The organism is Novosphingobium sp. FW305-C-111 (assembly GCF_058783565.1).
Genome location: NZ_JBYSYP010000001.1, coordinates 358,273 through 371,653, shown reverse-complemented (window position 1 = coordinate 371,653; position 13,381 = coordinate 358,273). Strand labels below are relative to the sequence as shown.

Here is a 13,381-nt window from a genome sequence, read left to right as displayed (position 1 = left end):
GGCCCACCATCGCCCCCCCCCCCCCCGCATGCGGGAGGGGAGTAGGTAGCTCGAGGTTTGCCCTCCCGCAGGCGGGAGGGCCGCGAGACTTATGCAGCCGAAGGCGGAATTGGTCGCAGCGGGGTGGGCAATCGCGCTGTTGCGCGCTCAGCCCGGGATCGCCGCCTGCGCCTCGCGTCCATCGCCTTCCGGCGCGGCGAGGATGTCGCGGGTGACCGAACCCTTGGAGACGGTCTGCGTCGCCGGATCACCGACGGTCGAGCGGATGCCTGCGGCCGAGGCCCCGGCCTTCGACACCGCGTCGCTTTCCACCGCGCTGCGCGGGGCGGGGCCGCCGAACAGGGCGTCCATCGCCTGGCTGCTGGCGTCGGAATCCTGCGGGCGCGGCGCGCCGGGGTTCGGCGGGGTCAGCGCGAAATCGGGCGGGACGACCAGCGGGGCCTGGCGCGAGACGGCGAATTCGTCGGGCCGGTCGCGGTTGAACAGGCCGGTGCTGCCGCAGGCCGAAAGCGTGACCGCCGAGGCGGCAAGGACGAGGACGGCGGCGGCTTTACGCATCAGGCATTCTCCGTGGCGGAAGAGGTTTCCCCCTTGTCCGCTGTGTTGTCGGGCTTTTCGCGCAGAAGCAGGGCGCGGGCAAGCAGTATCAGCACGCCGAAGGTGATCGCGGCGTCGGCCAGGTTGAAGATCAGGAAGGGACGGAACTCGCCGAAGTGGAGGTCGGCGAAGTCGATCACGTAGCCGCGCGAGATGCGATCCCAGATGTTGCCGAGCGCGCCGCCCAGCACCATCGCCAGGGCGAGGATGTCCCACTTCTGGGTCTCGCGCAGCATCCACACGAACACGCCGATGGCGATCGCGGCGGTGACGGCGATCAGGCCGATCCGCATCTCGAGCGAGGTCGCGGTGAACATGCCGAGCGACACGCCGAAGTTCTGCGTCCAGTTGAGCTGGAAGATCGGCAGCAGCTCGATTGGCGTACCGCGCTCCTGCAGGAACAGCACATGCGTCATCAGCAGCTTGGTGCCGCGGTCGGCGAGGAAGATCGCCAGCGCGGTGATGAGGCCGGCGCGGCGCAGCGGGGTGAGGGTCATGCCGCTTCCCCATCGAGCACCGCGACAACGCTCTCGCAGCGGTCGCACAGGTCACCGTCCTCGCGTACCTCGGGGAGGTGACGCCAGCAGCGGCCGCACTTGTGGTCGGTGGCGGGGGCGACGGTCACGCTATCGCCTTGCCCGCGCGCGACTGTCGCGGTGATGAACAGTTCGGCGAGGTCGGCCTCGGGCGCGGATGCCGGCACGGTGACCGTCGCGGCGAGGCTCGATCCGACGACCTTTTCGCGCCGCAGCGGCTCGATCGCCTCGTTGACGGTGGTGCGCAGGCTGCGCAGTTCGGTCCAGCGGTCCTCGTCGATCGCCGAGGTCGGGATTTCCGGCCAGTCGAGAAGGTGGACGCTGCCACGCTCTGGATAGCGCGTCCCCCACACTTCCTCGGCGGTGAACACCAGCACCGGCGCGACATAGCGGACGAGCGCATGGAACAGCGTGTCGAGCACGGTGCGATAAGCGCGGCGCTTCGGATCCGACGGCGCGTCGCAATAGAGGCAGTCCTTGCGGATATCGAAGAAGAAGGCCGACAAGTCCTCGTTGCAGAACTCGGTCAGCGCACGGACCCAGGTGTTGAAGTCGTAATCCAGCGCAGCCTGCCGCAGCGTGGCGTCGAGCCGTTCGAGCAGGACGAGGACGTAGCGTTCAAGCTCCGGCATCTCCGACACCGGCACCCGCTCGCTCTCGTCGAAACCGTCGAGCGCACCGAGCAGGTAGCGGAAGGTGTTGCGCAGCTTGCGGTACTGGTCGGCGACCCCTTTCAGGATTTCGTCGCCGATGCGGTGGTCCTCGGTGTAGTCGACCGACAGGGCCCACAGGCGGATGATGTCCGCCCCGTTGGTCTCCATGACCTTGAGCGGGTCGATGGTGTTGCCGAGGCTCTTGGACATCTTCATGCCCTTGGAATCCATCGTGAACCCGTGGGTCAGCACGGCGTCATAGGGCGCACGGCCGCGGGTCGCGCAGGATTCGAGCAGCGAGGACTGGAACCAGCCGCGATGCTGGTCCGAGCCTTCGAGGTAGAGGTCCGCCGGCCACTTCAGGTCAGGCCAGCGCCCCGATTCCAGCACGAAGGCATGGGTCGAACCCGAATCGAACCAGACGTCGAGGATGTCGGTGACCCGTTCGTAGTCCTCAAGCCGGTAATCGGCGCCGAGGTATTCCTGCGCGCGGCTTTCGTCCCACGCATCGACCCCGCCCGCGCGGATCGCGGCGACGATGCGGGCGTTGACCGCCGGATCGCACAGGTACTGGCCGGTCTTGCGGTCCACGAACAGCGTGATCGGCACGCCCCATGCCCGCTGGCGGCTGAGCACCCAGTCGGGCCGCCCCTCGACCATCGAGCCGATGCGGTTGCGGCCCTTTTCGGGGACGAAGCGGACGCGCTCGATCTCGGCGAGGGCGGTTTCCCTCAATGTCCCCCTCCCGCTCGCGGGAGGGGTCAGGGGTGGGCTTGTTTCAGGGGTATCGCCGGCCGACAAGCCCACCCCCGACCCCTCCCGCATGCGGGAAGGGAGGTCCTTGTCCATCGGCACGAACCACTGCGGGGTGCAGCGATAGATCACCTTGGCTTTCGAGCGCCACGAGTGCGGGTACGAATGCCTGTAGTCCGCCGACGCCGCCAGCAGCCCGCCCGCCTCGCGCAGGTCCGAGCAGATCGGCCCGTCGGGCGCGTTGAACTTGGGGTTGATGACCGAGCCCTGCCCGCCGAGCCAGCCCCAGTCCTCGCGGTACTTGCCGTCGCCCTGGACCGCGAACACCGGCTCGATGCCGTGCGCCTTGCACAGCGCAAAGTCGTCCTCGCCGTGGTCCGGCGCCATGTGGACGAGCCCGGTGCCGCTGTCGGTGGTGACGAAATCGCCGGGGAGGAACGGACGCGGCTTGGCGAAGAACCCGCCCAAGTGGTGCATCGGGTGGCGGGCGATTGTGCCGGCGAGGTCGGAGCCCTTACCCTCCCAAGTGATAGTCTTGAGACCGATCATCTGGCCTTTGAGGCGCTGTCCCACAGTCTCCATTAGCGACTTTGCGATCAGAACGGCTTTTGGAAACTTCGAGCGATGATCTGCCCACTTTTGAATCTGATCGTCAGGTATTCCTTCCGGGACTGCTCCACCGTAGGGTTGCATTTCTAGCAGCACATACTCAACCTCCGGCCCATAAGCCAAAGCCTGGTTCACCGGGATCGTCCACGGCGTCGTCGTCCAGATCACCGCGTGCGCGCCGACGAGTTCGGGGATCGGCGATTCCGTGATTTCGAACGCCACGTCGATCTGGGTCGAGACGATGTCCTCGTACTCGACCTCGGCCTCGGCCAGCGCGGTCTTTTCGACCGGGGACCACATCACCGGCTTGGCCCCGCGATAGAGCTGGCCGCTCTCCGCGAACTTCAGCAGTTCGGCGACGATCGTGCCTTCGGCTTCCGGGTCCATCGTCAGGTAGGGATTGTCCCAGTCGCCGTTGATGCCGAGCCGCTTGAGCTGCTCGCGCTGCGTGTCGACCCAGTGCTGCGCGTAAGCGCGGCATTCGGCGCGGAATTCCTTCGCCGGGACCTCGTCCTTGTTGAGCTTCTTCTTGCGGTACTGCTCCTCGACCTTCCACTCGATCGGCAGGCCGTGGCAGTCCCACCCGGGCACATAGGGCGCGTCCTTGCCGAGCAGCGTCTGGGTGCGGCAGACCATATCCTTGAGGATGTGGTTGAGCGCGTGGCCGATGTGCATGTCGCCGTTGGCGTAAGGCGGGCCGTCGTGCAGCACGAACTTCTCGCGGCCGCGGCGGGCGTCGCGCAGCTGCTTGTAAATGTCTTGCTCCTGCCAGCGCGCGAGAATGCCGGGCTCCTTCTGGGGGAGGCCGGCCTTCATCGGGAAATCGGTCTTCGGGAGGAAGACGGTGCTGCGGTAGTCGCGCTGTTCAGTCATGATGCGCCGCGCATTAGCGGGCGCGGGGGATTCCTGCAAACGGGGAGGACGCAGTGCAGCTTTATGCTGTGTTGGCACTCAAAGGATCGTCACCCTGAACTTGTTTCAGGGTCCATTTTCGGTTTGCTCCACCAGGTGGAATCGTGGCGCGCCTTTGCCGCCAGGTAGCGCCCTGTTCATTGCTCCAGCGCTGTCGGAGAGTGGACCCTGAAACGAGTTCAGGGTGACGGCGGGTTATGGAATGTACCTTCAGTCGCCCAGCAACCGCCGCGCCTCGTCGCAGTCGCGCTTCATCTGCGCCACCAGCGCGTCGAGGCTGTCGAACTTCGCCTCGGGCCGCAGGTAGTGGTGGAACGCGACCTCGATCTCCTGGCCGTAGAGGTCGCCGGAAAAGTCGAAGAAGTGCGGCTCCAGCAGTTCCTTGGGCGGATCGAAGGTCGGCCGGACGCCCATGTTGGCCGCGCCGTTCAGCACGCGACCGTCAGGCAGCCGCCCGGTTACCGCGTAAATCCCGTAGCCAGGGCGCAGATAGTTGCCCATGTCGAGGTTGGCGGTGGGGAAGTCGATCGTCCGGCCGACCTTGTCGCCGTGCTGGACTGTCCCCCGCACCGCGAACGGGCGGGTCAGCAGGCGCGTCGCGGTGTCGCAGTCGCCGGCGCGCAGGGCGTCGCGGATGCGGGTGGAGGAGACGACCTCGCCGCCCGCCAGGACCGGGCCCACGGCGCGCACGCCAAGCCCGGCTTCCGCGCCGATCTCGGCTAGCAGCGCCATGTTGCCGCCGCGCCCCTTGCCGAAGGTGAAATCCTCACCAGTGACCACGCCGGCCGCGCCGATCCGCTCGCACAGCAGGCCCCGCACGAAGTCCTCGGCGCTCGTCCCGGCAAGCTCGGCGTCGAAGTGGAACACCAGCATCGCCGCGGCCCCGGCGGCGGCGAACAGTTCTTCGCGCTGGTCGAGCGTGGTCAGCCGGAACGGCGGCGTCTCCGGCCGGAACAGCCGCATCGGGTGCGGGTCGAAGGTCGCGACGATGGCGGGGCGGCCCTCGCTCCGTGCCCAGCGCACCGTCTCGCCCACCACTGCCTGGTGGCCGAGGTGGAACCCGTCGAAATTGCCGAGCGCGAGAATCGCGCCGCGGTAGGGATCGGGGACGGGGGTGCGGGAATCGAGGCGAGTCATAGGACTTTGCAGCTTTCGGGCCCACCCCTGACCCCTCCCGCAAGCGGGAGGGGGACGATGTAGCGCTCGCTTCTCCCACTCCCGCTTGCGGGAGGGGGTTGGGGGGTGGGCATGAGGATCAAACGCCCGTCCTTTCCAGCCGCACGAACGCATAGGCCGGGCGCGCGCCTTCGGCCTCGTGTGCCTCCCGGCGCACTTCTCGCCACTCGCCTCCGAAAGGCGGCATCCGCGTGTCTCCGCCATAATCCCGTTCTATCTCGGTCAGTTCTACCGCATCGGCGCGCGGGAGGAAGAGCGCGAACACGTCCGCCCCGCCGATAACCGCGATCTCGCCGTCTCCCGCCAGCGACAAGGAGTCTTCCACGGTGCCCGCGACCTCTGCCCCCTCCGCGTGCCACCGCGAATCGCGGGTCAGCACGATATGGCGGCGGCCGGGGAGCAGACCGGGCAGCGAATCGAAGGTCTTGCGGCCCATGATCATCGGCTTGCCCATGGTCTGGGCCTTGAACCGTTTGAGGTCGGCGGGAAGCCGCCACGGCAGCCCGCCGCAGTCGCCGATGGTTCCGTCCTGCGCACGGGCGAGATGGAGCGTAATGCGCTGGTTCATTTTGGCGTCACAGCACCAACCGGGTAACGTGGCCCATCTTGCGACCCGGCCGCACCGCCGCCTTGCCATAGAGGTGGAGGTGGTTTTCGGGATCGGAGAGGATGCCCGCCCAGTCGTGCGCGTCCTCGCCGATCAGGTTTTCCATGACCACGCCCTTCGCCGCGAGCGTCGTCGCGCCCAGCGGCAGGCCGCAGATCGCGCGGACGTGGTTCTCGAACTGGCTGGTGAGCGCGCCCTCGATCGTCCAGTGGCCCGAGTTGTGGACCCGCGGGGCCATCTCGTTGAACACCGGGCCTTTCGTCGTGGCGAAGAATTCCAGCGTCAGCACCCCGACATAGCCGAGTGCGTCGGCGACCTTGCGGGCGAGCGCGCGGGCCTCTTCCACCTGTCCGGCGATGAGTGCCTGCGCGGGGATGGTCGAGGTTGCAAGAATGCCGCCCTTGTGGACGTTCTCGGCAGAATCCCAGAACCGCACGTCGCCATCGGCGCTCCGGACGAGGATGACCGAGAACTCCGCGGCGAAATCGACGAAGCCTTCATAGACCAGCGGCTTGCCGGGCAGGTCAACGGCGTCGGCATCGGCGACCGACATGATCCGCCACTGGCCCTTGCCGTCGTACCCGTCGCGCCGGGTCTTGAGGATGCCCGGTGTCCCGATCGAGACCAGCGCGGCGGCGAGGTCCTCGCGGCTGTCGACGGTCGCCCACGGCGCAGGCCGGCCGCCGAGGTTCTGGACGAAACGCTTCTCGTTCTCCCTGTCCTGCGCGACTTCGAGCGCCCGCGAACCGGGGTGGAGCGTGCCGACCTCTTCCACCGCGCGCATCGATTCGAAGGGGACGTTCTCGAACTCGTAGGTCACGACGGCACAGGCCGAGGCGAACTTCCGCAGCGCGTCGTGGTCGTCCCAGCCGGCATTGGTGAACTCGGCGCAGACATCCGCCGCGATCGAATCCGCTTCCGGCGCATAGACATGGCAGCGGTAGCCGAGCTGCGCCGCCGCAAGCGCGATCATCCGGCCCAGCTGGCCGCCGCCGACGATGCCGATGGTTTCGCCGGGGGGGATCACCTCACGCCGGCCTTTCCGCCACGCTCGCGGTCTGGACCTCGCGGAAGGCGACCAGCCGCTGGGATAGCGCCTCGTCCGAGGTCGCGAGGATCGCCGCCGCCAGCAGTCCGGCGTTGGTTGCGCCAGGGACGCCAATCGCCAGCGTGCCGACCGGGATGCCGCCGGGCATCTGGACGATCGAGAGCAGGCTGTCCTGCCCCGAAAGCGCCTTGGACTGCACCGGCACGCCCAGCACCGGCAGGTGGGTCATCGAAGCAACCATTCCGGGAAGGTGCGCTGCCCCGCCGGCCCCGGCGATCACCACCTTGAAGCCTTCGCCGGCCGCACCCTTGGCAAAGCTGACGAGGCGATCGGGCGTGCGGTGGGCGGAAACGATCCGGCAGTCGTGCGCGACGCCGAGCTTGTCGAGCACCTCGGCGGCATGGCGCATGGTCTCCCAGTCGGACTGGCTCCCCATGACGATAGCGACGACTGGCGTTTCACTCATCGGCCTGCCCCCTGCAGGGGAGCGCTCAGCGCTCCGAAAGGTAGTAGCGTTCGACTTCGGCGAGGTTGTCGTCGAGTTCGTACACGATCGGTTGCCCGGTCGGGATCTCGAGACCCGTGATCTCGTCGTCCGAGATGCCCGAGAGGTGCTTGACCAGCGCCCGCAGGGAGTTGCCGTGGGCCGAGACGATCACGATCTCGCCGGCTTTCAGCGCCGGGGCGATCTTCTCCTCCCAGCAAGGGAGGACGCGGGCGATAGTGTCCTTCAGGCTTTCGGTCGCCGGCACCGCGATCCCGGCATAGCGCGGGTCCGAGGACAGGTCGAACTCGCTGCCCTTGTCGAGCGGCGGGGGCGGGGTGTCGAAGCTGCGGCGCCAGATCTTGACCTGGTCGTCGCCGTGCTTGGCTGCGGTCTCCGCCTTGTCGAGCCCGGTCAGCCCGCCATAGTGGCGCTCGTTCAGCCGCCAGTCCTTGTCCTCCGGGATCCACAGCCGCCCGGCCGCTTCCAGCGCCAGGTGCAGCGTCTTGATCGCGCGGGTCTGGAGCGAGGTGAAGGCGGTCGTCGGCAGCAGCCCCTTGTCCTTCAGCAGCTGACCGGCGGCAAATGCCTCGGCCGCGCCCTTCTCGGTCACGTCGACGTCCCACCAGCCGGTGAAGCGATTCTCGAGATTCCACTGCGACTGGCCGTGGCGGATCAGGATCAGGCGGGGCATCGGGACCTTTCGGCTGCGTGCTGTCAAACGGGAGCGACGCCCCTAGCGTTCGGAGGGGGTTTTGGGAACCCCGGCGAGGACGTCCGAATCGCCAGCAGCAAGCGCCCGGGCCTGCGCCTTGCGCCGGCGCAGGTTCTCGCGCAGGCGCAGGGCCAGACGTTCGTCGCGGGAGAGGGGCTTTTCCTCGCTCATAACCGCCCTCCTGCCGACCCGCGCCGCGCGAGGCAAGGCCCTGCTTGACAAAGCGAACCCCCCCGGCCAATAGCGCGCCCCTGCCCGGACCGCCCTGCGCTCCGGACACGCGGAAATGGTGTGCTGCTGTAGCTCAGTGGTAGAGCGCATCCTTGGTAAGGCTGAGGTCGGGAGTTCAATCCTCCCCAGCAGCACCATTTCCGGCGGAGAGCGCGGCGCGCGAGGCTGCCCGCTCCGGTCGTGCATAGCAAGGCTTGTGGAGTTCTTCGGGCACGACGATGCGCGACGGGTAGTCCGCGCGGACATCAACCGTTGGGTAAAGGCGCCGATTGGCGAAGGGCTTTCCAAGAAAACGGTGGCTGCCGTGCAAATGTGCAAACGGCCCCTCGACTATGCGGGGCCGGTTATCGGCTGCAAGTTCGCTGCGGCAGCGCGGAGCAATGCCCGTGCATAGAGGCGATGAACGCCGCCCAGCAGGCGGAAGAGAAGTGGTATGGCTGATTGGCCGGCTCGTCCGCCCTCCACCGGCACGACCGCAGTGCCGAAGTACAGCCGTGTCGATCTTGTGCCGCATTCTGCCTGCACCTGGGCCATCAGCCAGGAACGGGTCCGGCCCTGGTAGTCGCAGAGCAGAAGTTGATCCTGCGTCCGCCGCTCAACCGCCCAAGCGGAAAACCGGTCGGCGCTGCCGTCGGCGAGCCGCGCCACATCGTCGTCGCTCGATGTCTTGCCGACAAGCCAAGTGATGAGGAAGCGCTCCGCCTTGAACAGACGGCTGGTATAGAACGCCTGGACGAACTGCCGGTTGGAAACCTCGTCCCGGACGTCGAGGGTGAAACAGTCGGTGTAGCTGCCGTTCTCGCGGTAGCTCATCAGCAGCGATCCTTGCGGCAGCGGCCGCGCCACCGGGCCGGTCATGCCGTGGCCACCGTGATCGTGAAATGCGCCCCCTGCACTGAGGGCACGAGGCCGAGCGATGCACCATAAGCCTGCAACAGCGAGCGCGCGATCGACAGGCCGAGCCCGGTTCCGCCCTGTTCGCGCTTGCTGGTGAAGAACGGAGCGAAAATGCGCCGATGATCGGTGACGGGGATGCCGGGGCCGTCATCGATCAGATCGAAACGGACCGCGCCGGATTCCTGCCTCGCGCTGATCGCGAGCAGCGTTGCACCAGCCTGCCGCGCGTTTTCGACGAGCGTGGTGAGCACCGCATCGAATGCCTCGCCGTCGATGCGCAGCAGCGGCACCGCATCGGGAACGTCGAGCACGACCGCGAAACCCGGACTGCAGAAAGCATCGGCGACCGCCGCGAGTATCGGCCGCGCGTCGGCCCGCTCGTTCGCAACGTCCATCCGCAGGTCGGCCTGCGCCAGTTCCATCAGCCGGCGAACCAGACGCGAAAGCCGCTCCGCATCTGCCGCCATGTTGGCGAGGAAGCGCTCGCGGTCGGCCGGGCTCATGTCGTCGGCGTGGTCCTGCAGCAATTCGATCGCGCCGCTGATCGCTGCCAGGGGCGTCTTGAACTCGTGGCTGACCGAAGAGGCGAAGTCGCGCAAGTAGCGCGAGCGCTTGTCGATGGTCGCCGCCATGACCTCGAAATCCCGGAACAGGTTGCGGATTTCGACCACCTGCAGCGAAGGATGCACCGGCTCGACCTGCCGCCCTGAGGACAGGTCCCGCGTCGCGCGCGAGAGGTTTTCGATCGGCCGCACGATCGCGCGCGACAGCACCGCCGAAAGGATCAGCAGCAGCATAAAGATGACGATGACGCCGACGGCAATCTTGCCGCGATCCTCGTAGACACCCTTGAACAGCGCGCGCGGGGACCGGGAGACGAGGATCGCTGCCCGGACCTTGCCATCGACCACCACCGGGCGCGCATGGTGAAGGCGAATGTTGGACGCGCGGCTCAGCCATTCGAACGCGTGTCCCCCGCGATAATCGCCATTGATGCGCAGCACCGTCGTGGGCGTGCCGGCCAGTGCGGCACGGACTTCGGGCAGCATGGCAAGGCTCCGGCCGAGTTCCGGTCCGGTCAGGACAATGCCTTGCCAGTCGAGCATGACGATCGACGACAGCGTGGTTGTCCGGGTTTCCTCGAAGGCCGGGACAAGATGCGCGGCGACGGCGAGCGCGCCCGCTTCGGGTTTGCTGGCGCCGGCAGCAGCCGCGGGCCGCGCCGGAAGGACCGGAGAGGAGCTGAGATCGATTTCGGTGGGACGCTCGTGGTAAACACGCGCGCCGGCAGCGCCGTCCGGTCCGTCAGGAGGCGCTGTGGGGCTGCCGCCTGCCGATGAGCCGCGCACCGGCCAGTCGACTGCCGCGCTGGCGGCGAGCGCGGCGCTCTGCGCCACCAGTTCGGCTTCGGTTCGCCGGACCAGGGCGTTTTCGTAGACGCGCAGGAACACCGCACCGACGCCTGGCAGGGCGGCGACGAACAACAGGGTGCCGAACAGGATCGTCCGCAGACGCAGCACCGGCCAGCGCCGGGCGACGAAGGACTTGAGAGCCGCGATCATGCTGGCGCGGGTCGCCCCTTGCAGGTGCCGAGCCGGTATCCGACGCCGGCGCGCGTTTCGATCAGGTCGTCGCAGCCGGCCTCGGCGAACTTGCGCCGCAGGTTGCGGACATGGCTGTCGACCGTGCGGTCGGTGATCGCGAAGCCAGGGCCGTGCAGGCGGTCGATGATCATATCGCGCGAGAAGATTCGCGAGGGCGCACCCGCCAGCGTCCGCAGGATGGTGAACTCGGTGGAGGTCAGGGCGATCTCCGCGCCATGCCACTGCGCCGCCCACCCTTCGGGATCGAGCGTGAGGCCACCCTGTCCCATCGTCGCGCTTGCTGCTGCGGGCGCGGTCGGCCTTGCCGCCGTGCGCCGCATGATCGCTTGCGAACGCGCAACCACTTCGCGCGGGGAAAACGGCTTCACCACGTAATCGTCCGCACCCAGCTCGATGCCGAGCACGCGGTCGATCTCGTCATCGCGCGACGAGAGGAACAGGATCGGCACTTCCCCCGCCGCGCGCAGTCTGCGGCATACTTCGAGACCGTCCATCCGCGGCATGTTGATGTCGAGCACCACGAGATCAGGGCCGTGGGCTGCTACCTTGGCGATTGCTTCCTCGCCGTCCTGCGCCTCGATCGTCTCGAGCCCTGCCTTTCCGAAGGCGAAAACCAGCAGGTGGCGGATGTGAGGATCGTCGTCGACGACCAGGATCGTGCGCGGCATGGAAGACATGATCATCTCCCGGTCCCGGCTGTCAACGCGTCAGGTGATTTGTCCGCGCTAGCCGGCTTGGCCGCCGGGGCGTTCGGCGGCTGCGGCAAGACCGGCGCCGGTTGGACCTCGACTGCCGGGGCATAGGTCGTCCCGTCGCAATTGCGCAGCGCTGGCTTAAGCGGAGCCTCGTGGAGCGCCGCGACCAGTTGCTCGGCCTGTTCCAGCCGGCGCGCGCCCCGCAGGGTCCACGACTGGATCATGTCGTACCTGAGCCGGTTCTGGACGTCGGTCCGCACGGCCTGCACTCGCTCACGCAGCCAGGGCGCGAGATCGCGGTTCTGCTCCAGTTCGATCAGCGGCAAGAGCGACGAACTGCCGAGACTGTTCAGGTAGCAAAGGTCCAGCTGCGCTCCCCTGCCGCCGACTTCGCGGGCATGGCGAATGTTCCACCACGCCGCGAGGTTGCCGAGGTCGACAAAACTGGCCCAGGAGAGCAGCAGGCCGGCCGCGACGAGGTTGGCATTGATCAGCCAGCCGGCGCTTTTCTCCGCAAGCAGGCGCCAGCAGGTCAGCACCAGCCCGATCGCGACCAGCAGCATCCACGCCAGCGCGGAGATGCGCAGGACCGTCAGCGAATAGGCCTCGATATAATCGACCGTGCGCACAACCGAAGAGCCGACCAGAACCACGTTCTGCGCGATCCACAACACCACCAGCCGGCGAATGGCCGGGACCGCCGCAGTCGAAGAGCCGGGCCGCAAGGTCACGACCACGAACAGCGCGGCCAGGATCGCGGTCACGATCAGCGGATAGGCGCTGCGATGGGCATACTCGGCGAGGGTGATCCCGTCCGGCATCGGGATCACACCGCCAAGGTAAGCGGCGTCCATCATGTTCTGCACGGCGAACAGCAGATTGAACGCGATCAGCGACAGCTTGACCGAGGTCACCGAGACACCGGGAAGATGAAGATCTCCGCTGCCGTCGAAGGTTCCGAAGATGCGCCGGGCAAGCCGGGGCCGGACCAGGCTCCAGCTCGCGATGAACAGCAGCGTCCAGAGCAACATCCGCCCGACCGTCTCGCCGGAAATTTCGGGCAAGGCGAGGTCGGACAGCCATTGCTCGAGCACCGGGTTGGCGGCGGCGAACAGCCAGACAATGACCGCGCTGCCGATGACCGGGACCGCCAGAACCGGCACGATCGTCGGCAGGCTGAAATTGCGTCCCGGCCTGCGACGCCCCGCTTTGCGTATCCGGATCGCATCGAGAATCGGTCCTAGCGGTGTCCGCAACCCGTGCAGCACCAGCCTCTGGAACCAGCGCCAGCCGTCGTCGAAACGGCCCGTCGCGGGCAGCAGTGCCGCCATCCCGGCCGCCAGCCAGAACAGGGCCCAGGCGAGCAGGCTGGGATCCAGGACCATCGCCCAGCCGAACACCGCCGCGGCACCGGCGGCCACCAGCGCGCGCCGATCGCGCTGCACCGCGCTGCGCGCGGCGATCATTCCCGCAATCATGGCGAGAAGGAACCAGCCGACGTTTCCGCCAGCAAGTCCCCACTGGAAGAACAGCAGGTCACCCAGGCCAACCAGCATGGCTGCAACCGCCAGCTTCCATGCAAAGCTGCGTCGCACTCGAACCCCGGACATCGTCATCATCGGTCTCCCGCATTTTCGCAGGATGACGTGGCGGAGCAAAACGCAGTCCGCGCATGCAAGGGCGTGGGCTTGCCGTGTCGATCATGTGCAGGAATGGTGCAGGCGCAGCCCGTTCGCCGGGTTCGGACTGTCGCCGGATGGCTCTCGCCAGACGGACCAGTTGCGGAGGCCGACGGTGCGACCTCCCGTTGGGATGGGCAGGGCATCGTGGAACGGCCAAAGTCGCGGCCCGGCCGGGCGCTTCT

Annotated in this window: 13 protein-coding genes and 1 tRNA gene; 1 reads left to right on the top strand and 13 read right to left on the bottom strand. The window is 67.5% G+C overall.

Translation table 11 applies throughout. The features are described 5' to 3' along the window. Nucleotides 1–147: 147 nt before the first annotated feature. From AC3WLD_RS01885 to AC3WLD_RS01845, 9 genes are all read right to left on the bottom strand, one after another. On the bottom strand, nt 148–558 hold the full coding sequence (locus tag AC3WLD_RS01885) for a DUF3035 domain-containing protein (RefSeq protein ID WP_492555202.1): 411 nt from the start codon (nt 556–558) through the stop codon (nt 148–150). Continuing rightward, nucleotides 558–1,094, bottom strand: coding sequence for a signal peptidase II (gene lspA / locus AC3WLD_RS01880; RefSeq protein ID WP_492555201.1), 537 nt, complete (start codon nt 1,092–1,094; stop codon nt 558–560). Before lspA ends, AC3WLD_RS01885 begins: the two co-directional genes overlap by 1 nt. Further along, complete coding sequence (gene ileS, locus AC3WLD_RS01875; protein WP_492555200.1) at nt 1,091–4,021, bottom strand: isoleucine--tRNA ligase; 2,931 nt, start codon at nt 4,019–4,021, stop codon at nt 1,091–1,093. The genes lspA and ileS overlap by 4 nt, the downstream gene beginning before the upstream one ends. Before the next feature lie 249 nt (nt 4,022–4,270). Then, nucleotides 4,271–5,197, bottom strand: a complete 927-nt coding sequence (locus AC3WLD_RS01870) for a bifunctional riboflavin kinase/FAD synthetase (protein ID WP_492555199.1) — start codon at nt 5,195–5,197, stop codon at nt 4,271–4,273. A gap of 118 nt (nt 5,198–5,315) precedes the next feature. Further along, the gene (locus AC3WLD_RS01865; protein ID WP_492555198.1) at nt 5,316–5,804 is read right to left on the bottom strand and encodes a dihydrofolate reductase; all 489 of its coding nucleotides are present in this window, start codon (nt 5,802–5,804) and stop codon (nt 5,316–5,318) included. Nucleotides 5,805–5,811: 7 nt separating this feature from the next. Next, nucleotides 5,812–6,870, bottom strand: coding sequence for a 5-(carboxyamino)imidazole ribonucleotide synthase (locus AC3WLD_RS01860; RefSeq protein ID WP_492555197.1), 1,059 nt, complete (start codon nt 6,868–6,870; stop codon nt 5,812–5,814). Between the two features lies 1 nt (nt 6,871). Continuing rightward, entirely contained in the window at nt 6,872–7,357 is a 486-nt protein-coding gene (purE, locus tag AC3WLD_RS01855; protein WP_492555196.1) for a 5-(carboxyamino)imidazole ribonucleotide mutase, read from the bottom strand. A gap of 25 nt (nt 7,358–7,382) precedes the next feature. Next, nucleotides 7,383–8,069: a 2,3-diphosphoglycerate-dependent phosphoglycerate mutase gene (gene gpmA, locus AC3WLD_RS01850; RefSeq protein ID WP_492555195.1), complete on the bottom strand. Its 687-nt coding sequence runs from the start codon at nt 8,067–8,069 to the stop codon at nt 7,383–7,385. A 42-nt stretch (nt 8,070–8,111) separates the two neighbouring features. Then, complete coding sequence (locus AC3WLD_RS01845) at nt 8,112–8,261, bottom strand: hypothetical protein (RefSeq protein ID WP_492555194.1); 150 nt, start codon at nt 8,259–8,261, stop codon at nt 8,112–8,114. Nucleotides 8,262–8,383: 122 nt separating this feature from the next. On the opposite strand from AC3WLD_RS01845, the gene AC3WLD_RS01840 reads away from it, so the two are divergent. After that, a tRNA-Thr gene (locus AC3WLD_RS01840) sits at nt 8,384–8,458 on the top strand. Between the two features lie 193 nt (nt 8,459–8,651). Here AC3WLD_RS01840 and AC3WLD_RS01835 read toward each other — a convergent pair. The 4 genes from AC3WLD_RS01835 to AC3WLD_RS01820 are packed head-to-tail and all read right to left on the bottom strand — an operon-like array spanning nt 8,652 to nt 13,073. Beyond that, on the bottom strand, nt 8,652–9,179 hold the full coding sequence (locus AC3WLD_RS01835) for a hypothetical protein (protein ID WP_492555193.1): 528 nt from the start codon (nt 9,177–9,179) through the stop codon (nt 8,652–8,654). After that, complete coding sequence (locus AC3WLD_RS01830; protein ID WP_492555192.1) at nt 9,176–10,780, bottom strand: sensor histidine kinase; 1,605 nt, start codon at nt 10,778–10,780, stop codon at nt 9,176–9,178. The genes AC3WLD_RS01835 and AC3WLD_RS01830 overlap by 4 nt, the downstream gene beginning before the upstream one ends. Then, nucleotides 10,777–11,490, bottom strand: coding sequence for a response regulator transcription factor (locus tag AC3WLD_RS01825; RefSeq protein ID WP_492555191.1), 714 nt, complete (start codon nt 11,488–11,490; stop codon nt 10,777–10,779). Before AC3WLD_RS01825 ends, AC3WLD_RS01830 begins: the two co-directional genes overlap by 4 nt. Before the next feature lie 11 nt (nt 11,491–11,501). After that, on the bottom strand, nt 11,502–13,073 hold the full coding sequence (locus AC3WLD_RS01820) for a DUF4153 domain-containing protein (protein WP_492555190.1): 1,572 nt from the start codon (nt 13,071–13,073) through the stop codon (nt 11,502–11,504). Between the last annotated feature and the right edge of the window lie 308 nt (nt 13,074–13,381).